Genomic DNA, 26,105 nt, shown 5'->3' on the forward strand with positions numbered 1-26,105 from the left:
CAAATACTCGGTCTTACACGTCAGATTTTTGAGCCCATACATGAATGTATCGACCCAATGAGAGGTACGGCTCTTGGCGGCAAAGCTGCCTTTCCAACGCCAATACATCCTCAAATTCATAATCACCCATATACTCCATATTCCCTATGTAATCGTTAAATGAGCGAATTCCCGCTTTACCTTTAATGGTAAAGCCTACCTCCTCAATCCATTGATAAACCTCTTCGGGCATCAAACCTTTTTGAGGTTGCAGCTTAAATCTTTTACGGTGCGGCATCCCTTTTAATACATGTGGGATATTTCCGCAAATGACATTTTTTAATACCAAGCCATGATGGTTGTAAAACATCACTGAAGCAATACCGCCAGGCTTTACCTGCTCAAGCACTTTCTCCAGTGCGGTTTTAGGGTCAACTAACCACTCCATCACCGCATGAAATAAGACCAAGTCCACTTGAGAATCGAGGTGTTGGTCTATCTCCTGAACCGGAGAGTGAATCAGCCGATACTGCTCAAGCAATCCTGCTTTTTCAATATCCTGTTTCGCTAACTGCAGCATTTCAGAAGATAGATCACATAATGAGACATTATGTCCAAGCTTTGCTATCTTCTGCGAGACTTGTGCTAAGCCACCACCCGCATCTAATAACTCCAACGGTTTTCCATCATGGGTATCAATACTTGATACTCCAAGTTCGGTTAGAGCATCACTCAACTCTTCCCAAACGATGGTCTGACGGATGCCACCTTTATCGGAGCCGTAAATATTTTTTGCAAATTTGTGGGCGATATCGTCGAAATTGCGGTCTTGTGTCACGGTAGCTTGGGTTATCATGTCGAATCGTGCTGCTATTCTGTCACAAGGATGGTAGGAATAAAGAGGGCTTTTCTCTTTTTCAATGTTAAGTGATGTTTTTTCGGACTATTTAGTATGTTTGAGCTGAAAAAAGTAGTTTCATCTCTTTTGATGCCACTGCCAGCAATGTTAATCCTAGGTTTTTTCGGGCTGGCGCTCGTCATGTTTACGTCAAAACGTAAAACTGGCAGCCTCTTTACTTTTGCAGCCCTGCTGGGCATTTTTCTCATTTCTTTCCAACCGGTCACCACCAAGCTTCTTAAACCTCTGGAGCGACAATACAGCGCTTTCTTGCCTGAACAAACTGAAGTCGATTATGTGATGGTTTTGGGTAGCGGTCATGTTGTCGATAGCAGTATCCCACTCACCTCCGAACTTAGCCGTGCTGGTTTGATGCGCTTGAGTGAGGGCATTCGTATTTTACGCCTGTACCCGGGGTCAAAACTGATTCTTTCTGGTTACGCTGCAGGTTCGGAAGTCAGCAACGCAAGAATGATGGCAAAAGTGGCGCTTGCGCTAGGCGTGTCGAAATCAGACATCATATTATTGGAAACGGCTCAAGATACGTGGGAAGAAGCTCGCCAAGCCGCAGCCTTCATTCAAGATAAATCTTTGGTGCTTGTAACCTCCGCGTCTCATATGAAGCGTGCTTTGACTGAATTTCACAATGCAGGAGTAAAACCAACTCCTGCTCCGACCAACTATTTAGCTCAGACAGAGATCAAGCAAGCTTGGGAAAAATACACGCCTAAAGCACGCTATCTTGAACAAACCGAGCGCTACTGGCATGAAACGCTTGGCGCATGGTGGCAAGTACTACGTGACAATTTAGCGAAAGACGATGTTGAGCCTGTCGCAGAAGCCGTAGAAACAGAGGTTTAGAGCTAGAGAGCTAGAGAGCTAGAGAGCTAGAGAGCTAGAGAGCTAGAGAGCTAGAGAGCTAGAGAGCTAGAGAGCTAGAGAGCTAGAGAGCTAGAGAGCTAGAGAGCTAGAGAATCTTGAAGGGTTGACGTTTCACGTCAACCCTTTTTAGTACGGTAGGTTGAATAACCTAGATATCTAGTTTTCCAGCAGCGAAGCGTTCTAGACACATGTAAATATAAAAAGAGACCCCGCAACTATGCGGGGTCTCTTTATATCAATGGTGGCTTAACTCAGCTTACTAGTTAGTCACCAGCAAACATGTAGCCTTCACCGTGAACCGTCACAAAAATCTGTGGGTTCTTAGGGTCAAATTCCATCTTCGCGCGCATACGACGAATCAGCACATCGATGGTGCGATCGTTAGGAGCATCAACACGATGACTGATCATGTTCAAGATACGATCACGACTCAGAACTTGATTTGGATAGCTAGATAGAGCAACAAGCAGTTCGTATTCTGCTTTGGTCAGCTTCACTGGCTCCCCGTTTTTACTCAATGCACGACGCTGAATATCAAACGTCCACTCACCGAAGGTTACGTAGTTATCGTTATCTTGAGCAGCTTTATCGTTCTTATCTGTTCTTGCAGCAGAAATACGCCACAATAAGTTCTTAACGCGAACCAAAAGCTCTCGAAGTTCAAAGGGTTTCGTTACGTAATCGTCAGCACCCATTTCAAGGCCAACAATTTTATCAATACTATCGGTACGTCCTGTTACCAAAATAATGCCAATATCAGATTGACTACGCAGCTCACGAGTTAGCATTAACCCGTCTTCGCCTGGTAGATTGATATCAAGCATAACAAGATCGATGCGATTTGTTTCCAATACATCGCGCATTTCAGCACCACTTTCCGCTTCGCTTACGTCATAGCCTTCATTCTTAAAATAGCCGACTAGCTTGCTACGAGTGACCACATCGTCTTCAACAACCAATACGTGATAGTTCATTATCAACCACTTCTGTTCTTATAAAGATTACTGCCCACCTAACTATAGGCAAACAAATGAGTTCATGTGCTTTATATCCTTCACACTTGAAGGCGAAGGTTTTATTAACTGCACCAATAATTTTGGTACAGAAAAAGCACATACCTCGAATTTGGTATGACTATTCTATTAATATTTATTCACATATCAATTCTCGTGGTACGAATTCTTTACGTTTATTGATTCAAAACAAATTGCGCCAGCTAATATCACCAGCTAAAGGCAACCACACGCATAAGTTTTGCCCTGTTAATGAAAAGCCATAAACGGACATTTTTCTTAATGAATACCCTTATCGTTATTCATCTTTATTCGTTACACTATAGGTAATTGAATATTTGGGGTATTAACCAATGGAACAGCTACAAGAAGCAAAGAGTTTTAACGAGAAACGTGCCGAGATTTACTGGTGGCTCTCTAGTCTTTTTGCAAACGAATTAACGCAAGATGAACTTGCTCAGTACCAGAGTGCAGAAATTCGTTCTTTCCTTTCTGGTCTAGGCGAAAATGAATCTCTAAAGCCGGCTATTGAAAAGCTAGTCGATGCACTTAACCGCCTTCAAGACCGTGAAGACGCACAGCTTGAGCTTTCTGCAGACTTTTGTGACCTGTTCCTTAAATCTGACAAGTACGCTGCATTGCCTTACGCATCTATCTATATCGGTGAAGAAAAGCTGTTGAATGGCGCTCCGGCGAAAGAGATGGAAACCATTCTATCGGAAAGTGGTTTAGCCGTTCTTGAAGGCTTAAATGAGCCTGCAGACCATATTGCTATTCAGTTGGATTACCTAGGTAACCTGATCATTCGCTCAAACGAACTTGAGCAAGTGAAACACCTAGATGAAGCATTCGCTGAGCAGAAAGCCTTCATTGAAAAGCACATCCTTAACTGGACACCTGCTTTCGCTGCATCAGCCAAAGAACACGATGAGTTTGGATTCTATGCTGCAGTTGCACAGCTATTGGTTGCGTTTTCGGAACTTGATTGCACCTACCTTCAAGGTGAATAACAGAAACAAAATCGTTAATAAAGCGTAAGTATTGTGACTTGGAGTCTATTTTACTTCTAAGTCACTTCAGTTTTACTTATAAATTGTTGATAGCGAGATTGAGCAAAGCTACAATATGTGAACGCAAACGATAAAATATGCACACGAAATGAAAGCGTAACAAATACGAGTTTGCAAAAACCGAATCGACTTTAAAAGCCGCCATCTAAGAGCGGTTTTTTGTTTTCTGCGATATCCAATCGTAGATTCCTTATAGGACCTAATTATGGCAACAATTAAAGACGTAGCACGCCTTGCTGGTGTATCTACTACGACTGTTTCCCATGTGATCAACAAAACACGTTTCGTTGCTGAAGCGACCCAAGAAAAAGTGATGGAAGCGGTAAAAGAGCTGAACTATGCACCAAGCGCAGTCGCTCGAAGCCTGAAGTGCAACACGACTCGCACTATTGGTATGCTCGTAACTCAATCGACCAACCTCTTCTTTTCAGAAGTGATCGATGGTGTTGAGAGCTACTGTTACCGTCAGGGTTACACTCTGATTCTGTGTAACACAGGCGGTATCTACGAAAAGCAACGTGATTACATCCAAATGTTGGCTGAAAAGCGCGTTGATGGCATCTTGGTTATGTGTTCTGACTTAACAGAAGAACTGCGTGAAATGCTAGACCGTCACTCAGACATTCCAAAGGTGATCATGGACTGGGGCCCTGAGAGCTCACAAGCTGATAAGATCATCGACAACTCAGAAGAAGGTGGCTACCTAGCAACCAAATACCTAGTTGAAAAAGGTCACACCGACATCGCATGTTTAAGTGGCCATTTTGAGAAACTAGCCTGTGTTGAACGTATTGCGGGTTACCGTCGTGCACTCGGTGAAGCAAATATCGATGTGAACGAAGACTGGATCCTAGAAGGGAACTTCGAATGTGATACTGCTGTTTTAGTTGCAGACAAGATCGCGAACATGGACAAGCGCCCTACCGCTGTTTTCTGTTTCAACGACACTATGGCACTAGGCCTAATGAGTCGCCTACAGCAGCGTGGTATTCGCGTACCAGAGGATATTTCTGTGATTGGTTACGATAACATTGAGCTTGCAGAGTACTTCTCACCACCTCTCACTACGGTCCACCAGCCGAAGCGTCGTGTTGGTAAAACAGCGTTCGAAATCCTTCTAGAGCGCATCAAAAACAAAGAGCACGACAAACGCATCTTTGAGATGCACCCGGAAATCGTCGAACGTGCTACCGTTAAAGACTTAACCAAATAATCACTTGAAAAGCATATCTACTCGATATGCTTTTTTCTTACATATAAACCCGCATGCATAATGGGTGTATCATTTATTGAATCAATATCACATTTAATGTCCGAGTCATGTGAGCTTGAGGTGAAAAATCCTTATTCTAAGCAAGTCACGAACAGGGCAAACCAATCGAAAGGTTGGGACGCAAAGCCACCGGCCTAAACTGATATCATGTCTCGACATACATACAGCAGGGCAGCGGAGTTGCCGATGGCGAGGTAAGCCTCCCTCCGTCAAGTTTTGTATACCTGACGCTTAATTGACAGAGCCATCAACAAGCTCTGATACACTCTCGGACCTGATTTAAAGTGGCGGATGATTATAACTCCGAGACTCATACATGATTAAACCAGTACTAAAAGATTCAATGAAGCTCTTTGGTTCGCTTGGCACAGTCAAATCTCGCTCGATGTTTGGCGGCTTTGGCATTTTTGTCGATGAGACCATGTTTGCACTAGTGGTTAATGACCAACTGCACATTCGTGGCGATAAAGAATCAGAGCAACGATTCAAACAGCAAGGCTTCGAACCTTATGTCTATAAAAAGCGCGGCTTCCCAGTAGTCACCAAGTACTTCTCACTACCTGAACACTACTGGAATGACACTGATGATATCCTAAATGAAGCGACGCTCGCTCTTGCGGCCGCAAAAGAAGACAAACAACAACAAGCAACCGCTAAGCCTACTCGCTTAAAAGATTTACCAAATTTGCGTCTTGCTACGGAAAGAATGTTAAAAAAGGCCGGAATTGAGTCGGTAGATGAATTAGAGCTACAAGGCTCATTAAACGCTTATCGAGCTATCTGCGACTCACAGGGGTCAAGCGTGAGCTTAGAGCTTCTATGGGCACTAGAAGGCGCAATCAATAGAACTCACTGGTCAGTCGTACCTAAGCAGCGCCGAGATGAGCTTCTCGATCAGCTCAATTAAACAAAATAAAATAGCTTCATAAAAATACCGCGATTAATCGCGGTATTTTTTTGTTTTGTTGAAATTATTTTTGCGATGCGCGTTTCTATATAGTTAACTGAAAGTATTCATGAGCTAAGGAAATACAGCATGAACAAGAAATTACTTCTAGGTATCGTTTTAATCGCCGTCATTGTTCTTCTTGCCATCAATTTTGGCCAACATCTGACACTTGAGAATGCTAAAGCCCAACAAGCACTTCTTGCTGACTATATTTCCAATAACCTGTTTACTGCAGCGACTATCTACTTCCTTGCTTATGTCGCCGTTACCGCGTTCTCCATTCCTGGAGCAGCAGTAGTCACGCTACTGGGTGCAGCACTGTTCGGCTTCTGGACTAGCTTATTGTTAGTTTCATTTGCGAGTACTATCGGGGCAACCATTGCTTTTCTAAGCAGCCGCTATTTACTTCGTGATTGGGTGCAAGGCAAGTTTGGTAATAAGCTGGCTACCATTAACCAGGGTGTAGAAAAAGACGGCTCTTTTTACCTATTTTCTCTACGTTTGATTCCGGTGTTCCCCTTCTTCCTAATCAATTTACTGATGGGACTTACACCGATTAAAGCATCACGTTTTTACCTCGTCAGCCAAATCGGTATGCTGCCAGGCACAGCAGTGTATTTAAACGCAGGTACTCAACTGGCGGAGATCGATAGCTTGTCGGGAATTGTCTCTCCTGCAGTTTTGGCTTCATTTGCCCTACTTGGTCTTTTCCCGATTATCGCTAAATGGGTAATGTCAAAGTTTAAACAACAACCTCATACAGCCTAGTAAGAAGTGTCTATGAAAGTTTTTACGGCCAGTAACCCAACAGAAGCTCACATCGTATGTGGGCTTCTCACGTCCAACGATATCCAAGCTGAGGTGCGAGGCGAACAGCTGTTCGCCATTCAAGGTGAGGTTCCCTTCGATGATTCAACAAGCCCTAGTGTTTGGTTAGTTGAGCCGAGCTCCGCAATGGAGGAAAAGGCGACAAGTATTGTTCAAGACTATCTAGACTCGATTAACCAAGAATCGAGCTGGTTTTGCCAGAGTTGTGAAGAGGAAAATGAGGCGCAGTTTGGATTGTGCTGGAACTGTGGTCAAGCCGCTGGAACTTAAGGTGTGAAAAGTCTAGTTCCTAGCTTTATATAAGGAACTAGGAACTAGGAACTAAATTATGCAAAGCTATTTTGCTGTATAAACTTAATAGAGTGATAGTTAAACTCATTTGGGCGCTCAACATTACACACGTGACCACAGTTAGGGATCTCTAACAACTCACTCTCTTTATGCTTTTCAACCATCTCACGCACCGGCTGGATGAACATATAGTCCAACTCCCCCATCAGATACAGCGTCGGAATACCGAGATCTCGCTCTTTAAAGTAGCGCATTAATGGATTCACGTCTGCTGCCATCATGAACCAACGCTTAAACTCTTTCTGACACAATTTTTTCGCTTCACGGATGAATAGGTGTCTAGATTCGCGCTGATTTCGCTGCGGCATCACGATATAGGCAAACAAGCTATACAGCCACATGTAAGGGATGATGTGTTTACTGAGGTTTCCAAGCCGTACCAAAAGCTGAGAGCGTACATTGAGGCGGGTTACTGCACCGCCTAGCACCATGCTTTGCACGCGCTCTGATGCGATTTCAGCAAGGTTACGCACGATGATGGTTCCCAACGACATACCCACGAAGTGTGCACGTTTGATATTTAGATGATCTAGCACCGTGATGACATCTTGCGTAACTTCTTTAAAGGTATAGCGATTGGCGAGGATCTCTTTGATGATTTGATTTGAACGGCCATGACCGCGCAAGTCGAGCAGCAAAACGTTAAAATGTTCTTTATATGCCTTTATCTGTTTAAACCAGATCGACGAACTGCCCCCAGCGCCGTGGACAAAAACAACCCACTCTTGGCTTGTAGGGTGATCATAGGTTTTATGGAAAAGAAGAGCTTCAGACATAATTTAAAGATAGCGTTATAACGAATCAAAAGAGTAGCACAACTGTACTAAGGTTATTACAGAGGCTTGTAAGATAATGTGACCTTTCAGCACGAATTTCGTCGCGAAAATCGGAATTTCGCTAATAAAAGTATTTAACATCAGCCAGATAAACAAAAAGCACCGATAGGCTCGGTGCTTTTATAATTTATGTGGAAACGATTATGTTTGGTTAAACAAACATCAATTGGTACATCTCATGATATTTATCCGCGGCATCGTCCCAACAAAAGGTTTGCTTCATAGCATGCAGTTGCACACGCTTCACTTCTTTCCGGTTTTGACAATAAAGCAGTAAAGAGCGTTGCATCACTGTTAGCAACGCTTCTGGGTCTGGGCTTTCATACACAAAACCTGTCGCGGATTCTGGGTCAGTATCATAATCAGCAACACTGTCTTTCAAACCACCTACCGCTCGCACGATTGGCAGTGTGCCATAAGCCATGCTGTAAATCTGGTTCAAGCCACACGGTTCAAACTCAGACGGCATCACGAAGAAATCTGATGCGGCTTCTACCAGATGAGCAAGCTGGTTGTTGTAAGCCTCAACAAACACAAACTTCTCAGGGTAGCGCTCTGCAATATGATGCAATTGGACAGCCAGTTTAGGATCACCCGTACCTACAATCACCATTTGAAGATCGTTCTTAAGGAAGCGATCTAGAATTGGCAATAAGTAGTGAACACCTTTTTGATGCGTTAAACGACAAACCATACCGTATACCGCTACTTCCTCTTGAGGAAGGCCGAGCTGCTTTTGAAGCTCAATGCGACACGCTTTCTTACCACGAGCCATGCTCTGCTGATTCGCTTTATAGGTCTTCGGCAGATACTCATCAACTTCTGGGTTCCATGCGCCGTAGTCACAACCATTCAAGATACCATGAAGGTCAGCCTCTCGGCTCTGGAACTCATAAGCCATACCGTGGCTACCCAATTCGGTTTGTAGCTCATGCGCATAAGTAGGAGAAACTGCATTCACCTTGTGAGCCGTCAACACACCTGCTCGAAGCATACTCACATGAGTTTCACTCACTGCCGCTTCAGGGCTCCACCGATTCGCAAACTCTGGTATCTCACCCAATTCGTCGTAACTGAATACACCTTGGAACACCGCATTATGAATCGTTAAAACACTCTTCATCTCACGGTAGAAGCACTGCTTACTGTAGCGATACTTGAGTAAGAAAGGTACAAAGCCTGTGTGCCAATCGTTCGCATGAACAACGTCAGGCTGGAAGCCTAACTTTGGTAGCATGTCTAAACTTGCTGCACTGAAAAACGAGAAACGCTCACCGTTGTCACGGTAAGCTTGGTTATTCTCCGCATACATCTCAGCGCGACCAAAGTATTGAGGACAATCGATAGCAAAAACGTCGATTCCAGCCACTTCTAACTTTAGAACGCGGTAAGGTGTGTAAGGGACAGCGTCTAGCGCCGTCTCCAAAAGAACCTCTGCATCTTGAAGGCCAGCAATCTTATGATATGCCGGCATCGCGATACGAACATCATAGTTCAACTTCAACAGAGCTTCAGGCAAAGACTTAGCCACATCGGCTAAGCCTCCACTCTTGATTATTCCTTCAACCTCGGATGCAACAAACAGAACTGATTGCTTAGTATCCAACGCGAGCTCCTTTAGGAATCACAACCACGCCTTCATCAGACACGTGGAACAATTTACGGTCTTCCGCAAGGTTCACACCCACCTGAGTGCCAGGAGCAATGATCACATCTTTATCGATAATCACGCGGCGCAGAACACAGTTTTCACCTATTTTCACGTCACCAAGTAGAACCGACTCAGAGATATCACACGCTGACGCGATATTACTGCGGAAGCCCAGTACTGACTTCTCAATACGAGAACCACGTACGTAGCTACCGTTACAAACAAGGCTATCAATGATTTGAACACGGCCATTGTCTGAATCGGTAAAGGTTGCAGGTGGTAGTGGTGGGTAATAAGTGTGTAGAGGCCACTTGCGGTTGTATAGCGAGAATGGCGCATCTTTTTCAAGAAGGTCCATGTGCGCTTGCCAGTACGAATCAATCGTACCTACATCACGCCAGTAAACTTCTTCTTTCTCACCAGTAATGCGGTTCATGCTGAAATCATAAACAAACACGTCGCCATTTGGGTACATGTTTGGAATGATGTCTTTACCGAAATCGTGAGAAGACTCTTCGTTTTCCGCATCGATGCAAAGCTCTTCAAACAGCTTGTCCGCTTCGAATACGTAGTTACCCATAGAAACCAACGCAAATTCAGGATCACCAGGAATCGACTTAGGGTTAGCAGGCTTCTCTTGGAAACCAACCATACGGCCTTCTTCGTCCACTTCAATAACACCGAACTGAGATGCTTCCGATAGAGGCATACGCAGTGCAGAAACCGTTAGAGACGCTTGTTTCTCCTTATGGAAATCTAGCATTTGCTTGATATCCATCTTGTAGATATGGTCTGAACCGAAGATACATACTTGCTCAGGCTCAGCAAGTTCCATGAAACGTAGGTTTTGGTAGATAGCATCAGCTGTACCTTCATACCAACGTTTACCTGTACGCATTTGTGCTGGGATCGGGTCGATGAAACGATCCGTAATGCCGTTGATGTTCCAACCCTTTTTCAAGTGGTGGAATAACGACTGAGACTTAAACTGAGTAAGAACGTAGATCTTCATAAGATCCGCGTTTACAAAGTTATTTAATGCGAAATCGATTAGGCGATACGAACCACCAAATGGAACAGAAGGCTTACTTCTTGAACCTGTAAGTGGACGTAGACGGGACCCTTCACCGCCAGCCAAAATCATACCTAAAACACCTGACATCTTCGTTTTTTCTCCATAAAAAATGCCAAACATAGCGAAAGTGAAACACTCGGGGGCACCATGTTTGAACAGCAAGGCTAGCTATTCCGCTAGATTAAAATCCTTTCGAGCTCAAGATTTTTATTTTTTTCGAGGCTCGATTATGTGCACCATGTCGCACTTGGTAGTTATGATTTCATGAACCGCAAATTAAATATATGACCAAAAGTCCAAACTGTTACCTTGGTCGCTTTAAAAACTGTAACTTGTGAGACGCTCTAATAAAACGACATACCGTTTATACACAATCTTAACAGCAAGAGCAATGAGGATTAACAACTGAGGTTACATTATAGGCATGACAGATTTATGGCTATAAATTTTGTATTTAAAACACCCAAAAAAACAAAAAAGCAGCCTTTGAGAGGCTGCCTTTGTTAATGAGTTATTACTCAATTAATTCACAAATTTTTATGACTTCGGTTTTTTACGCTTATCGGTGATTTCCCATTTACCGTCGACATACAATGCTGTCCACCCTGACGGTTTGCCGTCTACTTCTGAGCGAACATAGTTTTCTTTGGTCTTACGACTAAAGCGAACCACTGTCGGACGACCATCTGGGTCTTCCGTAGGCGCATCTGTTAGGTATTGAAACTTCGGAGAAATACGCTCTTTAAAACGCACTAACTCTTCTACCAACGGTGCACGTGTCTCACGTGATTTAGGGAAGTTACTTGCGGCCATGAATAAACCAGAAGCACCATCACGCAGTACAAAGTAAGCATCTGAGTTCTCACAAGGCAACTCAGGGAAATGCACAGGATCTTCTTTTGGTGGTGCAACTTCACCATTCTTAAGAATCTTACGCGTGTTCTTACAATCTTCGTTGGTACAGTCCATGTATTTACCGAAGCGACCGTTTTTCAGCACCATGTCTGAGCCACACTTGTCACATTCAACAACAGGACCGTCGTAACCTTTAACCTTAAACTCGCCGTGCTCAACCACATAACCTTCACAGTTCGGGTTGTTACCACAGATGTGCATCTTACGCTTGTCATCGACAAGGTAAGCATCCATCGCAGTTTCACAGATCGGACAGCGCTTCTTCGCACGAAGTGCAGCGGTTTCAACATCTTCTTCTAGAACATTGATAATGCCTTCTTCGTCACCAAGGTTAATCGTCGTCTTACAACGCTCTTTTGGTGGCAATGCGTAACCAGAACAGCCGAGGAATACGCCTGTTGATGCCGTACGGATACCCATAGGGCGACCACAAGTTGGACATTCAATGTCTGTTTCAACGATGTGGTTTGGCTTCATACCACCGTCGTTTTCATCAAGACCCGCTTTATCCAAATCGATAGTGAAGTCATCAAAGAACTTATCGAGAACAACCTTCCAGTCACTCTCGCCTTCAGCGATTTGGTCGAGCTTCTGTTCCATGCGAGCAGTGAAGTCGTAGTTCATCAGATCGTTGAAGCTGTCGTTTAGGCGGTCAGTAACAATCTCACCCATCTTCTCAGCATAGAAACGACGCTGCTCAACTTTCACATAACCACGATCTTGGATCGTCGAGATGATTGACGCATAAGTAGAAGGACGCCCAATACCGCGCTTTTCAAGCTCTTTAACCAGTGCCGCTTCAGTGAAACGTGCTGGCGGCTTAGTAAAGTGTTGTTTAGGGTCTAGCGCTTCGAGGTTTAGCGTGTCGCCAACCTTCACTTCTGGAAGGATCGTATCTTCGTTTTTGCCCATAGGGCGTTGAACACGAGTCCAACCATCAAACTTAAGGATACGACCTTTCGCTTTTAGCGTGTATTCGTCTGCTTTCACACTGATCGTTGTTGAATCGTATTGCGCTGGCGTCATTTGACACGCGACAAATTGATTCCAGATAAGTGCGTAAAGTTTATGTGCGTCAGCATCCACCCCTTTCAGGTCTTCAGACTTCACATCAACACTTGAAGGACGAATCGCTTCGTGCGCTTCTTGTGCGCCTTCTTTGCTACCGTACGTCAGTGGTTTAGCCGGAAGGTACTTATCTCCGAATTCAGAACCAATGAAGTCACGCACAGCGTCTACTGCCTCAGAGCTCAAATTAGTTGAGTCAGTACGCATATAAGTGATGTAACCCGCTTCATACAGACGCTGAGCTAACATCATAGTCTTCTTAACACCGTAACCTAAGCGCGTACTCGCCGCTTGTTGCAGTGTCGAAGTAATGTAAGGAGCTGATGGCTTGCTCTTCGTTGGGCGGTCTTCACGCTTACACACCTCGTAACGCGCTTTCTCAAGGACTGCAATAGCAGACTGAGTCTCGGCTTCGTTAACAGGTTTGAACGTCTCACCGGCCTTTTGAGCGACCATCAGACGGAAGTCTTGTTTAGAGCCCGTCTTAGTATCTGCGTGAATATCCCAAAACTCTTCTGGGATAAACGCGTTGATCTCACGTTCACGCTCAACTAGCAGCTTCACCGCTACTGATTGAACACGACCTGCAGACAAACCACGCGCCACTTTTTTCCAAAGTAGTGGAGACACCATAAAGCCCACAACGCGGTCCATAAAACGACGCGCTTGCTGAGCGTTGACACCAGGCATGCTTAACTCGCCTGGCTTTTCAAAAGCCTGTTGAATTGCGTTCTTTGTGATCTCGTTGAACACTACGCGCTTGTATCGCTCTTCATCGCCACCGATGATCTCACGAAGGTGCCATGCGATTGCTTCCCCCTCGCGGTCCAAATCGGTTGCGAGATAGACGTAATCTGCATCTTTGGCTAGCTTTTGCAGCTCTGCAACGACTTTTTCTTTGCCTGGCAGAACTTGGTAGTTTGCTTCCCAACCGTTGAATGGGTCGATGCCCATTTTCTTGATAAGCGCTTTTTTGTCTTTTTCTTTTTTGATTCGAGCCTTTTCTTCCGCACTCATTCCCTTAGTAGAAATGGCGGCTGCTTTCTTACCGCTGCTTTGACCCGCAGTCGGTAAGTCACGCACGTGACCCACACTCGACTTAACCACAAAATCTTTACCAAGATATTTGTTGATGGTTTTCGCTTTGGCAGGTGACTCCACTATTACCAGTGATTTACCCATAATGACTTAACGCTCTTATATATAAATGGCGATACAAGATTAAATCGCACAATGTTCTAATTTATTGCTCTTTTTTTACTATTGAGCGAGATGACGAGAAGATCAACTTGTTTTTAAAAAATAAAATCTAATTGCGTGACAAATCGACGGAATTGACCTTGTCGTTAAATTTGCCGACATACTAGTGAGCGCAATTGATCACGACCAATATTGCATGCAATTTTCTGCATCATGTCACAATTTTTCTTGAAGCCTTGTTGATTACGCATACACTAGCGGCAGTTTGATAAGCTCTAAGCAAATTTAAAAGCTCAATAGGAAATAGTATGTCTGATAAAAAAGTGATTTCTTCGTTAGACCTGTTAATGATCGCTAACCAAATCATCCAAGAACACGATGACTATATAGAGGGAATGCGCGCAGACAGCGTAGAAGAGAAAGACGGTGTGTTGGTATTCAAGGGCGAGTACTTCTTAGACAATGGTATCCCAACACCGAAGACTACCGCTGTATTCAACATGTTTAAGTATCTAGCGCATCACTTGTCGAAAGAGTTTACGCTAGAAGTTAAATAGAAGTTTCGAGACCCTAGTTCCTAGAGGTTTTCACTAGGAACTAGGATCTAGAATCTAGGAACTCAGTCCTTCCAACTTATCAAAGTAATCAGGGAACGTCTTAGACGTACAACCCGGGTCATTGATTGTTACTGGTGTATCACTCAACGCCACCAACGAGAAGCACATAGCCATACGGTGGTCGTCGTACGTATCAATCGCAGCGTGCTTTAGGTTAGCGGTTGGTTTAACAATGATGTAATCCTCACCCTCTTCCACTTCTGCACCCACTTTACGCAGCTCTGTCGCCATAGCAGCAAGACGGTCGGTCTCTTTCACACGCCAGTTGTATACGTTGCGAATCGCCGTTGTACCTTCTGCAAAAAGGGCGGTTGTCGCAATCGTCATTGCGGCATCTGGGATGTGGTTGTAGTCCATATCGATGCCTTTGAGCTCACCGACACGAGAGATAACATAATCATCGCCCCATTCGATTTCGGCTCCCATTTTCTCTAATGCATCTGCAAATTGGATATCACCCTGGATGCTGTTTTTACCAATACCCGTTACCTTGATTTCACCACCTTTAATTGCAGCAGCCGCTAGGAAATAAGACGCCGACGACGCATCACCTTCAACAAGGAAGTCACCCGGTGCGACATAACTTTGGCCCGCCTTGATCTTGAACGTTTGGTAGTCGTTGTTTTCAACTTCAACGCCAAACTGCTTCATGATGTGCAAGGTGATATCAATGTATGGCTTAGAAACCAACTCGCCAGCGATGTTGATCGTCACATCTCCTTGAGCAAGCGGTGCTGACATCAAGAATGCAGTTAAGAATTGACTAGAGATCGAGCCATCGATGGTCACAGTACCGCCCGATAGACCCTTCGCATTAATTTCTAGTGGTGGGTAGTTCTCGTTTTCTAGGTAAGTGATATCTGCACCCGCTTCACGCAATGCATCAACCAGGTGACCGATTGGACGCTCTTTCATGCGAGGTTCGCCCGTTAGTATGTACTCACCACCACCAAGGCATAATGCAGCTGCTAGTGGACGCATTGCTGTACCAGCATTACCCAAGAACAGTTCTAGCGCTTGCTCAGAATCAAACGCCTTGCCTAGACCCTCAACCTCACATACCGTTTTGTCTTCAGACAATTGATAGCTCACACCCAACGCTTTAAGGGCATTCAACATGTGACGAATATCGTCACTATCTAAAAGGTTAGTTAGACGAGTCGTACCCTTAGCTAATGCAGCAAGCAAAAGCGCGCGGTTCGATACGCTTTTTGAGCCAGGCAGGTTTACTTCGCCATTCACTCGGTTAATTGGTTGTAAAGTAAGGCTTTCCATCAACATCTTTTCCAAAATTATTGTGCTCCAAACCTTTCCTGTTTGGAACTGAATCATTATTCATGAATTCAGACTAACCAATAATTTATTGGAAAACCAGAGCTAAATCGTACTAGTTGATGATTACACATTTTTATAAAGGCTTAATAGGCGATATCGACCCTTACCCCATCATTAAAGTAGAGTATTCGCACCTCATCACCACGATTGAAAAGCATCGAATTATCGACGTCTTGAATCACATCAACAAGTTTACCTTTATCTGTCTTAATCAAGATCTCAACCAACTTATATTCAATCAAGGTATCACGGTTGCCATGATGGCGAACCATACCAGCCCCAGCAACCGCACCAACCGCAGTCGCGACCTCTTTACCTGTCCCGCCACCAAACTGATTACCGACTAATCCCCCCACAACAGCACCCAATAATGTGTGCCAACCATTCGCTTGAGAATGGATAATCTCTTGTTGTGTGATATAACGTACAGACTCAACCGCGCCATAAACCACATCGTTAACTGGGCGAGCTTGATTACGCTGGTAAGCGTGAGCAAATAGTGGAAAAATCAGTAAAATTACCAACCACTTTTTCATTACGATATCCCTCTATTGAACTAGGATTTGAGCATTGGCGATTTATCTACCAGAACTCTCTTTAGATAATTATAGCTTCCCATCTGTAGGAGAAGCACTTGAGGAGCCATGTGGCCTCTTGGCGTTTGGCGGTGACTTGCACCCTGAAAGAATTCTAAATGCCTATTATAACGGCATTTTCCCTTGGTATGGTCCCGGTGAACCCATTTTATGGTGGTCGCCAACACCAAGGGCGACCTTTAATCCTGAGACATTTAAACCGTCGAAAAGTGTCAAAAAATTTCAGCGTAAACATCAATATAAAGTCACACTCAATCACGCAACAAACGAAGTGATTCGTCTTTGTTCTGAAACACGCAGTGCTGAAGAGTGCTGGCTTAACCGAGATATGCAGCAAGCTTACTTCACCCTAGCTGAAAACGATTATGTTCATTCGGTTGAGGTCTGGGATAACGATGAGCTAATTGGCGGGCTTTACGGTGTGCAAATGGGGCAGATCTTTTGTGGCGAATCGATGTTCAGCCTTAAGACTAATGCGTCTAAGATTGCGCTTTGGTACTTTTGTCATCACTTTAGTCGGCACCAAGGCGTGATGATCGACTGCCAAGTGCTTAATCCGCATCTAGAATCATTAGGAGCCATCGAACTTAATGCAGACGAGTTCTACCGTTCACTGCTAAGGTTAAGAGACAACCCAGTTGTCGAAAATTGTTACCAAGCACAAGAGATACAACTCGAGGTATTAAGCTAGGCTTCTCCCTATGAGCGCAGAACTACAACAAATCCGTATCGGACTCACACAAACCCATCAATGTAACTACTTACCTGATCAACAAGAACGCGTGGCAGTTGCATTGGATGAGTTCATGCAAACTCCGACGAACTACGAGATCCTTCTCGCAAACGGCTTTCGTCGAAGCGGAGAAACCATCTACAAACCACACTGTGAGACTTGCCATGCATGTGAGGCTTTACGTGTATCGCTCGCTGACTTCAAAGCGTCCAAAAGCCAAAAACGCTTGCTGAACAAAGCAAAGGCTTTTCATTGGGAAGTTAAAAACACCTTAGACGATGATTGGTTTGCGCTTTATTCAGAGTATATTTCAGCTCGGCACAGTAGCGGCTCGATGTTTCCACCCAATAAACAAGAGTTCGAATCATTTGCCACCACACACTGGATGGAAAGCCATTTCATTCATGTTTACTATGAAGATAAGCTAGTCGCGATAGCGGTGACCGATATTCTGCCGCATAGTACCAGTGCCTTTTATACTTTCTTCGACCCAAAGATTGATATTTCACTGGGTACGTTATGCGTGCTTTATCAAATCGAACACGCCAAAAAGCTAGACAGGCAATGGCTATACTTGGGGTATCAGATCGACCAATGTCCGGCGATGAGTTATAAAGTACGCTTTCAACGCCATCAAAGACTAGTAAATCATCGATGGCAAGGGTAGAATACCGCCCAACTTTATATATATTCCATTTTTTCGGATACTGACCGCTTGTCGCAGTCACGACTTGTAGATAAATCATTATCTACTGAATTATTAAACTCCGAAAGAATTCGCCTAAGTTTCTAAAGAGGATTAAATGGCTAAAGAAGACGTAATTGAGATGCAAGGCACTGTCCTAGACACTCTTCCAAACACTATGTTCCGTGTTGAGCTTGAAAACGGCCACGTAGTAACAGCACACATCTCTGGTAAAATGCGTAAAAACTACATCCGTATTCTTACTGGTGACAAAGTGACTGTAGAGATGACTCCATACGACCTATCTAAAGGCCGCATCGTCTTCCGCGCTCGTTAATTCATATTTTCGAATGCACACAAAAAAACGAAGCCTAGGCTTCGTTTTTTTGTGTGTTGAAAAAGTCAACAGTCTCCAAGGCCCTAGTTCCTAGACGCATTACTGCTACTAGGAACTAGATTTCTAGGGACTAGCTTCTCGCTATCAATGAAACGCCTCTTCTTTCGCGCCCATATATTCAAACTTAAGCTCTTCTTTCGCCAAGGTGACGCGAACCGTACCACCATCGACGAGTGAACCAAACAACAGCTCGTTCGCCAGAGGTTTCTTAAGCTGCTCTTGAATCACACGGCCCATCGGACGCGCGCCCATAGCCTTGTCGTAGCCTTTGTTTGCTAACCAGTGGCGAGCATCCTCATCCACTTCTAAAGAGACGCCACGTGCATCAAGCTGGACTTGAAGCTCAACAATGAACTTATCCACCACTTGATGGATAACACCTTCATCAAGGCTGTTGAACCAGATAATATTATCAAGACGGTTACGGAACTCAGGAGTAAACACCTTCTTGATTTCACCCATCGCGTCAGGCGTGTGATCTTGTTGGATCAGGCCGATCGATTTCTTCTCTGTTTCAGCTACACCAGCGTTGGTTGTCATAACCAGAATCACGTTACGGAAATCCGCTTTACGGCCGTTGTTGTCAGTCAGCGTACCATTATCCATCACTTGCAGAAGCAGGTTGAAGATATCTGGGTGTGCTTTTTCGATCTCATCCAGCAATACAACAGAGTGAGGATGCTTGATTACCGCGTCTGTTAGCAGACCACCTTGGTCGTAACCCACATAACCAGGAGGTGCACCAATCAAGCGGCTCACGGAGTGACGCTCACCGTATTCCGACATATCAAAGCGCAGCAGCTCAATACCCAGTAGTTTAGAGAGTTGAACCGTTACCTCTGTTTTACCCACCCCTGTAGGGCCAGCAAATAGGAATGAACCAACTGGCTTGTTATCCGCACCAAGGCCAGCGCGTGTAAGCTTAATCGCTTCACTTAGTACATCGATGGCTTTGTTTTGACCGAACACCAGCATCTTCATCTTGTCGTCAAGATTCTGAAGAATATCTTTGTCTGAAGATGAAACCGACTTCTCAGGGATGCGTGCCATCTTGGCCACCATCGCTTCGATATCAGCCACACCGACAGTTTTCTTACGTTTGCTTGCCGGAACAAGGCGACTCTTCGCGCCTGCTTCATCGATAACGTCAATCGCTTTATCAGGCAGGTGACGCTCATTGATGTATTTAGCAGAAAGCTCAACCGCAGCACGCAGTGCCTTGTTAGTATAGCGAACTTCGTGGTGCGCTTCGTATTTCGGTTTTAGACCCATAAGGATCTTCGTGGTGTCATCCAGTGATGGTTCAACCACATCGATTTTTTGGAAACGACGAGACAGAGCGCGCTCTTTCTCAAAGATATTCGAATATTCTTGGTATGTTGTCGAACCAATGCAGCGAAGCTTACCGCTACTGAGTAGAGGTTTGATAAGGTTGGCGGCATCAACCTGACCACCAGACGCAGCACCCGCACCAATGATGGTATGGATTTCGTCGATGAACAGAATCGCGTCGTCTTCTTTTTCAAGCTGCTTGAGAATGCTCTTGAATCGCTTCTCGAAATCACCACGGTATTTCGTGCCGGCGAGTAGCGAACCGATATCCAATGAGTAGATCACACTGTTTTGAATCACCTCAGGCACCTGACCTTCAACAATTCTCCACGCTAGACCTTCAGCAATTGCGGTTTTACCCACACCCGCTTCACCCACTAGTAGAGGGTTGTTCTTGCGACGACGACACAAAACCTGAATCGTGCGCTCAAGCTCTTTATCACGGCCAATCAGTGGATCAATGTTGCCTTTCTTCGCAACGTCGTTTAGGTTAGTCGCAAAGCTATCTAGACGTTCCTCTGCAGGGATCTCTTCGCTGCCCTCACTCTGGAATGAGTTCGAGCTTGGCTCAGAGCTATCATCACTAGACGCTTTGGTAATACCGTGCGAAATGAAGTTCACCACGTCTAGGCGGCTAATGTCATTTTTCTTAAGTAGGTATGCAGCGTGAGACTCTTGTTCACTGAAAATCGCCACCAGTACATTGGCGCCGCTCACTTCACTACGCCCAGAAGACTGAACGTGGAATACTGCACGTTGAAGAACACGCTGGAAGCTCAGCGTCGGCTGAGTCTCGCGCGTTTCATCACTCTCTGGGATCAGTGGCGTCGTTTGGTCGATGAAAATATCCAGTTCTTGACGAATTGCTTCAAGATCAGCTCCGCATGCAACCAAGGCCTCTCGAGCTGAATCGTTATCGATTAAGGCTAACAGGAGGTGCTCAACGGTCATAAACTCATGTCGTTTGTCTCGGGCACGAGCAAATGCACCGTTCAGACTCGACTCTAACTCTTTATTCAGCATAATTACCTCCTTGGTAAAACAACTCGCCCACTATTAAATTGATCACTATTGCTAGTGTAATAGCGCTTTATCGCTCGATTAGATCAAGCTTGCTCCATCGTGCATAGCAGCGGATGCTCATTTTCTTTCGAATACATACTAACTTGAGCCACTTTCGTTTCCGCTACTTCTGCTGTATAAGTCCCGCAGACCGCTTTGCCTTCGTAGTGAACCTGTAACATGGTTTGTGTTGCTTTATCGGCATCCATAGAGAAAAAGCGCTCTAAGATTTCGATAACGAAGTCCATCGGTGTGTAGTCGTCATTATTTAATACGACGTTATACAGTGAAGGAGGCTTAACGCCGGTTTCTTCTCTCTCCAGTAGATCTGAGTCTGGAGTTACCCATTCAAATTGCTTGCCCATGACGCCCAGTTATTTCATTAGATTCTGCATGGATTTTACCTTTTTTCACCGATTAACTCACTTGTTTCTTAATCGATTTGCAAACCTGCCGAGCAAAAATAAAAGGCTTACTTAGAGACTAATTCAGCATTGTCGTTGCTGCAAATAAAACCTTATGTAAGTCTCGATTAAATAAAACGATTGGTGATTTTTTGCCCGACTTTGGTATTCCTTTGTTATCCAAGAAGTTTCACATTACAAAGTTACTGTAATGTAATCATCTCAAATTTGATTTGTATGTAAAAATGTTAATCTTAAACGCATTTTATTGTTGACTGTTACTTATCATTGACTACATTGGAAATCGAGTGCTTAAAAAATTAGCGATTTTGGTTCGCTATGCACTTGTTGTTCTTCCGAGCTTTTTGACACAACCTCTGTTTCAGAACCACACTGTTTTAGAAACGGTCTTATTGTTGAAGTCACTAGCATGTTCGGTGGTAAACGGTTTTAGAAACATCAGTAAATGCATGAAGGATGTATAGCATGGCTACAGGTACAGTAAAATGGTTTAACAATGCCAAGGGATTTGGTTTTATTTGCCCAGAAGGCGAAGATGGTGACATTTTCGCGCACTACTCCACCATTCAAATGGACGGTTATAGAACACTGAAAGCGGGCCAGCAGGTCTCATATGAAGTAGAACAAGGGCCAAAGGGTTATCACGCTAGCGAAGTTGTTCCTATGGAAGCCCAACAAGCAAAGTAGCCATCAAATCATTTCTTGATTGACGAACGATAGACATAAAAAAACCGCCTGATGGCGGTTTTTTGATTTTAATGAGTCAACACAATTTACGCGTCAATCACACCGTTAAGTGCCTGACTTGGGCGCATAAGTGGTGATGCCTTGTCGAACTCAGGTGCATAGTAACCACCAAGCTCACCTGAGACACCTTGCGCGTTGTTTAACTCAGCAACGATTGTCTCTTCACCTGATGTCAGAGCCTCAGCAATAGACTTAAACTCGTTCGCTAGCTCTGCATCAGCGGTTTGCTCAGCAAGTGCTTGTGCCCAGTAAGTTGCTAGGTAGTAGTGACTGCCACGGTTATCTAACTCACCCACTTTACGTGATGGCGACTTGTTATTGTCTAGGAACAGGCCGGTCGCTTTATCAAGAGCCTCAGCCAGTACTTGCGCTTTCGCGTTACCAGTTACAGTGCTTAGGTGCTCTAGAGAAGCCGCTAGTGCCAGGAACTCGCCCAGTGAATCCCATCGTAAGTGGTTTTCTTTCTCCACCTGTTGAACGTGCTTAGGAGCAGAACCACCCGCTCCCGTTTCAAACAGGCCACCGCCGTTCATTAGAGGAACGATAGACAGCATCTTCGCAGACGTGCCTAGCTCTAGGATTGGGAATAGATCCGTTAGGTAATCGCGAAGTACGTTACCCGTTACTGAAATCGTATCTAGACCATCTTTGATGCGTACTAGAGAGTATTTAGTCGCTTCTAGTGGAGACAGAATCTTAAGCTCAAGACCATCGGTATCATAGTTAGGTAAGTAAGCATTTACCTTCTTGATAAGCTCCGCATCGTGCGCACGTTTTTCATCTAACCAGAACACCGCTGGAACACCCGTTGCACGAGCGCGAGTCACTGCAAGTTTCACCCAGTCTTGAATTGGTGCGTCTTTTACCTGACACATACGGAAGATATCGCCTTCAGCAACATCTTGCTCCAGAAGTACCGTGCCATCAGCAGCCGTTACTTGAACAGTACCCGCTTGGTCTAAGATGAATGTCTTATCGTGAGAACCGTACTCTTCGGCTTTTTGTGCCATTAGACCCACGTTTGGCACGCTACCCATTGTTGTTGGGTCAAATGCCCCGTTCTCTTTACAGAAATCAATCACCGCTTGGTAGATGCTTGCGTAGCTACGATCTGGGATCATCGCTTTAGTATCTTTCTGTTTGCCATCTGGTCCCCACATTTGGCCAGATGAGCGTAGCATTGCAGGCATTGATGCATCGACGATGATGTCACTTGGTACATGAAGGTTCGTGATACCGCGATCAGAATCTACCATTGCTAATGGTGGCTGAGTTTCGTAAACCGCTTGAAGGTCAGCTTCAATTGCCGCTTTTTGGTCAGCCGGAAGGTTGGCAATCTTGGTATAAACATCACCAATACCATTGTTCACATCGACGCCCAGCTCATCAAACAACTGACCGTACTTGCTGAATACTTCTTTGTAGTAAACCTTAACCGCGTGACCAAAGATCACAGGATCAGAGACTTTCATCATGGTTGCTTTCATGTGCAGAGAAAGCAGAACATCTTGCTGTTTCGCTTCTTGGATCTGCACTTCAAAGAATTCAACCAGTGCTTTCTTGCTCATTACCGAACAATCGATGATCTCTTTATCTTGTAGAGCGAAAGCTGTTTTCAGGGTTTTCTTCTCACCAGATTGAGCAACAAATTCGATGCTCACGTCGGTTGCTTTGTCTAATGTGGTCGATTTTTCGCTACCGAAGAAGTCACTGCCAGACATGCTTGCAACGTGAGATTTAGAATCTGCAGACCATGCACCCATTGAGTGTGGGTTTTTCTTCGCATAATTCTTAACCGATAGTGGTGCACGGCGGTCAGAGTTACCTTCACGTAGTACTGGGTTTACCGCACTACCCTTGATCTTATCGTAGGTTGCTTTGATTGCTTCTTGCTCGTAAGTCGTTGGCTCTTCCGGGTAATCAGGGAGTGCATACCCCTTTGCTTGAAGCTCAGCAATAGCTGCTTTTAGTTGTGGGATAGAAGCTGAAATGTTTGGCAGCTTGATGATGTTTGCTTCTGGTGTTTTCGCTAATTCACCCAACTCTGCTAGCGCATCGCCAATACGTTGCTCTTCAGTTAGGTGCTCAGGGAAGTTAGCAATAATGCGCCCTGCTAATGAGATATCACGAGTTTCAACATTGATACCAGACGATTTGGTAAAAGACTGAATGATTGGCAGTAGAGAATAGGTTGCTAGCGCCGGTGCTTCGTCTGTAATGGTATAAATGATGGTTGGCTTTTCAGTAGGCATGAAATTTCCCTATAGTTCGAACAGCTGAGGTTTGAAACCAGCTGTGTGAATGTTCGTTAGCAATTCAGTCTTGGTCATCATTGATGGATTGACTCAAGCTCCTCATTGAACTGCTATAACGCGAATCTGCACTCTGCTCTGCATTCTTTTGCTGAGCATTTTTCCGTGAGCGCAAAGGTCTATCGACCAAGAAGATCGAAAGAACTCATTTGGTTATAATTAAACAAAACAGATGATTTAGTCTATGATTGTCGACTAGAAAATTTTCTATTCTGCTCTGTTATTAGTTTTTTGCGCGCAAATGATAGCTTAAAGGGAGCAGACATAAAACTTTTGCGCACAGTTCGTTTACAATTTTGCAAGGTAGTTAACATGTCCACTCGCTCTCGCCACACCTCCTCCCGAGAAAAAACCGCACCAAAGGGCGGTCGTTTTAAACATGGAGCCAAAGGTCGAAGCAGCAGTAAGCACCGAGCTAAACCGCGTAACAGTAACGTCGACAAGCCACGCATCGCCCCAGAAGACCGCAAGGTTATTATTTTTAACAAGCCTTTCGATGTGTTGAGCCAGTTTACCGATGGCGATGGCCGTCAAACCCTAGCGGATTTTATCCCAGTAAAAGATGTGTATGCCGCGGGTCGTTTAGATCGAGATAGCGAAGGCTTAATGATCCTCACCAATGACGGCATCTTGCAGGCAAAACTCACTCAGCCAAACTCAAAGTCACCAAAGACGTATTGGGTTCAAGTGGAAGGTGCACCTACAAAGAGTGATTTAGATAAGCTACGAAAAGGTGTCGAATTAAAAGATGGCATGACACTGCCAGCGACGGTTGAAATCATGTCTGAACCGACACTTTGGGAGCGTAACCCACCCGTTCGGTTTAGAGCCGCGATCCCAACAACTTGGCTGTCGATCACGATCATTGAGGGCAGAAACCGACAAGTTCGACGCATGACAGCGAATATTGGCTTCCCTACTCTACGTCTAGTAAGAGCCCAAATGGGTAAGGTTGTATTGGGCGATTTAGGGCTTGGGGAATGGAAGGAGATAGAGTTGTAGATCCTAGATCCTAGATCCTAGATCCTAGATCCTAGAAAAATATCTAGGAACTAGGGTCTTAATTCACTAGGGACTAAGAAACTATTCTTGATCAATCATCCACTTACGGAACTCTTTACGTTCTGCTTTAGATGCTTTTAGGTACCAAGCTTTAAGCTGTTCAACCGTTTGAACTTCCGGTAGCTGAACTGGTTGTGCTTGTGTTTGAGCTGCCTCAGAAACGTTAGCAACATTCACTTCATTGCTGGCAGTAGTAGTTGCAGCTACGGCCGTTGAAGTAGTGGCAATCACAATCGCTTCAGCAGGCTTGTCAGCAAGAACGCCATCTTTAAAGTAGATCGCCTTTTCTTCATTGTACTGAGCGACTTGGTCATCCATACCTAAAAACGGCAGGAAACCACCTTTGTTTGAGATCACATCTTGTTCGTGCTTAAGTTTCACATCGTCCTGAATAACTTTCCAATCAGGAGCACCAGCACGAAACGTTTTTTCAGCTTCCATCTTACTGCGCGCTTGTGGGTGTTTAACCTCAATATCATCACCAGACACATCGAAAGTCAAAACGTAAGGTTCAGAAGTAAACACACCACTATTACCAAATGCCTTTTCCATACGAACAACAACTTGGTTGTAACCATCATTGATCTCATTCTTACCAATTTTGGTTTGAGACTCTTGTCCGTTGATAAATAGAATCGAAACACCTTTTTGTGGTGTCAGTGTTGCGGCACTTGCGCTGCCCATTGCAGCAGCAAGCAGACCTAAAGCTAACCATGCTTTCTTCATTGTTGTTCTCATCCAGAATCTAATAAAACAATCTAAAATATTCTTTATCCTAACAAAAAAGCCACCCGAAGGTGGCTTTTTTATCTAA

At 44.6% G+C, this 26,105-nt stretch carries 23 protein-coding genes, 1 pseudogene and 1 riboswitch; of the genes and pseudogenes, 12 read left to right on the plus strand and 12 right to left on the minus strand.

The window, feature by feature from the left end:
• Positions 1-13: 13 nt before the first annotated feature.
• Positions 14-817, minus strand: coding sequence for a tRNA uridine 5-oxyacetic acid(34) methyltransferase CmoM (gene cmoM / locus DPF91_RS04355; protein WP_117233779.1), 804 nt, complete (start codon positions 815-817; stop codon positions 14-16).
• 114 nt (positions 818-931) lie between these two features.
• Here cmoM and elyC point away from each other — a divergent pair, with 114 nt between their 5' ends.
• Positions 932-1,738, plus strand: coding sequence for an envelope biogenesis factor ElyC (gene elyC / locus DPF91_RS04360; protein WP_117233231.1), 807 nt, complete (start codon positions 932-934; stop codon positions 1,736-1,738).
• Between the two features lie 284 nt (positions 1,739-2,022).
• On the opposite strand, the gene torR is transcribed toward elyC, so the two are convergent.
• Positions 2,023-2,733: a two-component system response regulator TorR gene (torR, locus tag DPF91_RS04365; protein ID WP_117233232.1), complete on the minus strand. Its 711-nt coding sequence runs from the start codon at positions 2,731-2,733 to the stop codon at positions 2,023-2,025.
• Between the two features lie 392 nt (positions 2,734-3,125).
• Between torR and torD the strand changes: the two genes are divergently transcribed.
• The 5 genes from torD (at position 3,126) to DPF91_RS04390 (ending at position 7,162) form a co-directional block, all read left to right on the plus strand.
• Positions 3,126-3,782: a molecular chaperone TorD gene (gene torD / locus DPF91_RS04370; protein WP_117233233.1), complete on the plus strand. Its 657-nt coding sequence runs from the start codon at positions 3,126-3,128 to the stop codon at positions 3,780-3,782.
• Between the two features lie 265 nt (positions 3,783-4,047).
• Complete coding sequence (gene purR, locus DPF91_RS04375; protein WP_117233234.1) at positions 4,048-5,055, plus strand: HTH-type transcriptional repressor PurR; 1,008 nt, start codon at positions 4,048-4,050, stop codon at positions 5,053-5,055.
• 145 nt (positions 5,056-5,200) lie between these two features.
• Positions 5,201-5,303: riboswitch (cyclic di-GMP riboswitch) on the plus strand.
• A gap of 128 nt (positions 5,304-5,431) precedes the next feature.
• A complete protein-coding gene (locus DPF91_RS04380) occupies positions 5,432-6,022 on the plus strand; it encodes a TfoX/Sxy family DNA transformation protein (RefSeq protein ID WP_117233235.1) in 591 nt (196 codons plus the stop codon).
• Positions 6,023-6,151: 129 nt separating this feature from the next.
• Complete coding sequence (locus tag DPF91_RS04385) at positions 6,152-6,832, plus strand: TVP38/TMEM64 family protein (protein ID WP_117233236.1); 681 nt, start codon at positions 6,152-6,154, stop codon at positions 6,830-6,832.
• Between the two features lie 12 nt (positions 6,833-6,844).
• Entirely contained in the window at positions 6,845-7,162 is a 318-nt protein-coding gene (locus tag DPF91_RS04390; protein ID WP_117233237.1) for a putative signal transducing protein, read from the plus strand.
• A 56-nt stretch (positions 7,163-7,218) separates the two neighbouring features.
• On the opposite strand, the gene DPF91_RS04395 is transcribed toward DPF91_RS04390, so the two are convergent.
• The 4 genes from DPF91_RS04395 to topA all read right to left on the minus strand — a co-directional run bounded on the left by DPF91_RS04395 (position 7,219) and on the right by topA (position 13,970).
• On the minus strand, positions 7,219-8,019 hold the full coding sequence (locus DPF91_RS04395) for an alpha/beta fold hydrolase (protein ID WP_117233238.1): 801 nt from the start codon (positions 8,017-8,019) through the stop codon (positions 7,219-7,221).
• 211 nt (positions 8,020-8,230) lie between these two features.
• Positions 8,231-9,685 carry a glycogen synthase GlgA gene (gene glgA / locus DPF91_RS04400; RefSeq protein ID WP_117233239.1) on the minus strand — a complete coding sequence of 485 codons (1,455 nt, stop codon included), beginning with the start codon at positions 9,683-9,685 and terminating at the stop codon, positions 8,231-8,233.
• On the minus strand, positions 9,675-10,892 hold the full coding sequence (glgC, locus tag DPF91_RS04405) for a glucose-1-phosphate adenylyltransferase (protein ID WP_117233240.1): 1,218 nt from the start codon (positions 10,890-10,892) through the stop codon (positions 9,675-9,677). Before glgC ends, glgA begins: the two co-directional genes overlap by 11 nt.
• Before the next feature lie 450 nt (positions 10,893-11,342).
• Positions 11,343-13,970 (minus strand): type I DNA topoisomerase, encoded by a 2,628-nt coding sequence (topA, locus tag DPF91_RS04410; RefSeq protein WP_117233241.1) that lies wholly within the window; start codon positions 13,968-13,970, stop codon positions 11,343-11,345.
• 326 nt (positions 13,971-14,296) lie between these two features.
• Between topA and DPF91_RS04415 the strand changes: the two genes are divergently transcribed.
• On the plus strand, positions 14,297-14,545 hold the full coding sequence (locus DPF91_RS04415; protein WP_117233242.1) for a YciN family protein: 249 nt from the start codon (positions 14,297-14,299) through the stop codon (positions 14,543-14,545).
• Between the two features lie 54 nt (positions 14,546-14,599).
• Here the strand turns inward: DPF91_RS04415 and aroA are convergent, their stop codons facing one another.
• Complete coding sequence (gene aroA / locus DPF91_RS04420; protein WP_117233243.1) at positions 14,600-15,880, minus strand: 3-phosphoshikimate 1-carboxyvinyltransferase; 1,281 nt, start codon at positions 15,878-15,880, stop codon at positions 14,600-14,602.
• A gap of 143 nt (positions 15,881-16,023) precedes the next feature.
• Positions 16,024-16,476 carry an outer membrane lipoprotein gene (locus DPF91_RS04425; RefSeq protein ID WP_117233244.1) on the minus strand — a complete coding sequence of 151 codons (453 nt, stop codon included), beginning with the start codon at positions 16,474-16,476 and terminating at the stop codon, positions 16,024-16,026.
• Positions 16,477-16,510: 34 nt separating this feature from the next.
• Here DPF91_RS04425 and aat point away from each other — a divergent pair, with 34 nt between their 5' ends.
• The 3 genes from aat (at position 16,511) to infA (ending at position 18,291) form a co-directional block, all read left to right on the plus strand.
• Positions 16,511-17,227: a leucyl/phenylalanyl-tRNA--protein transferase gene (aat, locus tag DPF91_RS04430; RefSeq protein WP_117233245.1), complete on the plus strand. Its 717-nt coding sequence runs from the start codon at positions 16,511-16,513 to the stop codon at positions 17,225-17,227.
• A gap of 10 nt (positions 17,228-17,237) precedes the next feature.
• Positions 17,238-17,936: an arginyltransferase gene (locus DPF91_RS04435; protein WP_117233246.1), complete on the plus strand. Its 699-nt coding sequence runs from the start codon at positions 17,238-17,240 to the stop codon at positions 17,934-17,936.
• A gap of 136 nt (positions 17,937-18,072) precedes the next feature.
• The gene (gene infA, locus DPF91_RS04440; RefSeq protein WP_001040192.1) at positions 18,073-18,291 is read left to right on the plus strand and encodes a translation initiation factor IF-1; all 219 of its coding nucleotides are present in this window, start codon (positions 18,073-18,075) and stop codon (positions 18,289-18,291) included.
• A 144-nt stretch (positions 18,292-18,435) separates the two neighbouring features.
• Here infA and clpA read toward each other — a convergent pair whose 3' ends face one another.
• Both clpA and clpS read right to left on the minus strand, forming a co-directional pair.
• Complete coding sequence (gene clpA / locus DPF91_RS04445; RefSeq protein WP_117233247.1) at positions 18,436-20,706, minus strand: ATP-dependent Clp protease ATP-binding subunit ClpA; 2,271 nt, start codon at positions 20,704-20,706, stop codon at positions 18,436-18,438.
• Between the two features lie 83 nt (positions 20,707-20,789).
• Entirely contained in the window at positions 20,790-21,110 is a 321-nt protein-coding gene (gene clpS, locus DPF91_RS04450; RefSeq protein ID WP_117233248.1) for an ATP-dependent Clp protease adapter ClpS, read from the minus strand.
• Between the two features lie 525 nt (positions 21,111-21,635).
• On the opposite strand from clpS, the gene cspD reads away from it, so the two are divergent.
• On the plus strand, positions 21,636-21,857 hold the full coding sequence (gene cspD, locus DPF91_RS04455; protein WP_117233249.1) for a cold shock domain-containing protein CspD: 222 nt from the start codon (positions 21,636-21,638) through the stop codon (positions 21,855-21,857).
• An 86-nt stretch (positions 21,858-21,943) separates the two neighbouring features.
• On the opposite strand, the gene DPF91_RS04460 is transcribed toward cspD, so the two are convergent.
• The gene (locus tag DPF91_RS04460) at positions 21,944-24,169 is read right to left on the minus strand and encodes an NADP-dependent isocitrate dehydrogenase (protein ID WP_117233250.1); all 2,226 of its coding nucleotides are present in this window, start codon (positions 24,167-24,169) and stop codon (positions 21,944-21,946) included.
• A gap of 459 nt (positions 24,170-24,628) precedes the next feature.
• Here DPF91_RS04460 and DPF91_RS04465 point away from each other — a divergent pair.
• Positions 24,629-25,231, plus strand: a pseudogene (locus DPF91_RS04465) (pseudouridine synthase); the annotation flags it as partial.
• A gap of 81 nt (positions 25,232-25,312) precedes the next feature.
• Here DPF91_RS04465 and DPF91_RS04470 read toward each other — a convergent pair.
• Positions 25,313-26,029 (minus strand): DUF2057 family protein, encoded by a 717-nt coding sequence (locus DPF91_RS04470; RefSeq protein WP_241033759.1) that lies wholly within the window; start codon positions 26,027-26,029, stop codon positions 25,313-25,315.
• Between the last annotated feature and the right edge of the window lie 76 nt (positions 26,030-26,105).

It is taken from the genome of Vibrio maerlii (assembly GCF_003415655.1).
In the GTDB taxonomy this organism is placed as follows: Bacteria; Pseudomonadota; Gammaproteobacteria; order Enterobacterales; family Vibrionaceae; genus Vibrio; species Vibrio maerlii.

Coding starts and splice junctions, on each gene's coding strand:
- DPF91_RS04415 (WP_117233242.1), top strand. CDS start 14,297: ATGTCTGATAAAAAAGTGATTTCTTCGTTAGACCTGTTAATGATCGCT.
- topA (WP_117233241.1), bottom strand. CDS start 13,970: ATGGGTAAATCACTGGTAATAGTGGAGTCACCTGCCAAAGCGAAAACC.
- torD (WP_117233233.1), top strand. CDS start 3,126: ATGGAACAGCTACAAGAAGCAAAGAGTTTTAACGAGAAACGTGCCGAG.
- DPF91_RS04435 (WP_117233246.1), top strand. CDS start 17,238: ATGAGCGCAGAACTACAACAAATCCGTATCGGACTCACACAAACCCAT.
- DPF91_RS04460 (WP_117233250.1), bottom strand. CDS start 24,169: ATGCCTACTGAAAAGCCAACCATCATTTATACCATTACAGACGAAGCA.
- clpS (WP_117233248.1), bottom strand. CDS start 21,110: ATGGGCAAGCAATTTGAATGGGTAACTCCAGACTCAGATCTACTGGAG.
- torR (WP_117233232.1), bottom strand. CDS start 2,733: ATGAACTATCACGTATTGGTTGTTGAAGACGATGTGGTCACTCGTAGC.
- DPF91_RS04395 (WP_117233238.1), bottom strand. CDS start 8,019: ATGTCTGAAGCTCTTCTTTTCCATAAAACCTATGATCACCCTACAAGC.
- DPF91_RS04385 (WP_117233236.1), top strand. CDS start 6,152: ATGAACAAGAAATTACTTCTAGGTATCGTTTTAATCGCCGTCATTGTT.
- purR (WP_117233234.1), top strand. CDS start 4,048: ATGGCAACAATTAAAGACGTAGCACGCCTTGCTGGTGTATCTACTACG.
- cspD (WP_117233249.1), top strand. CDS start 21,636: ATGGCTACAGGTACAGTAAAATGGTTTAACAATGCCAAGGGATTTGGT.
- aroA (WP_117233243.1), bottom strand. CDS start 15,880: ATGGAAAGCCTTACTTTACAACCAATTAACCGAGTGAATGGCGAAGTA.
- DPF91_RS04425 (WP_117233244.1), bottom strand. CDS start 16,476: ATGAAAAAGTGGTTGGTAATTTTACTGATTTTTCCACTATTTGCTCAC.
- DPF91_RS04380 (WP_117233235.1), top strand. CDS start 5,432: ATGATTAAACCAGTACTAAAAGATTCAATGAAGCTCTTTGGTTCGCTT.
- DPF91_RS04470 (WP_241033759.1), bottom strand. CDS start 26,029: ATGAGAACAACAATGAAGAAAGCATGGTTAGCTTTAGGTCTGCTTGCT.
- elyC (WP_117233231.1), top strand. CDS start 932: ATGTTTGAGCTGAAAAAAGTAGTTTCATCTCTTTTGATGCCACTGCCA.
- glgC (WP_117233240.1), bottom strand. CDS start 10,892: ATGTCAGGTGTTTTAGGTATGATTTTGGCTGGCGGTGAAGGGTCCCGT.
- clpA (WP_117233247.1), bottom strand. CDS start 20,706: ATGCTGAATAAAGAGTTAGAGTCGAGTCTGAACGGTGCATTTGCTCGT.
- infA (WP_001040192.1), top strand. CDS start 18,073: ATGGCTAAAGAAGACGTAATTGAGATGCAAGGCACTGTCCTAGACACT.
- DPF91_RS04390 (WP_117233237.1), top strand. CDS start 6,845: ATGAAAGTTTTTACGGCCAGTAACCCAACAGAAGCTCACATCGTATGT.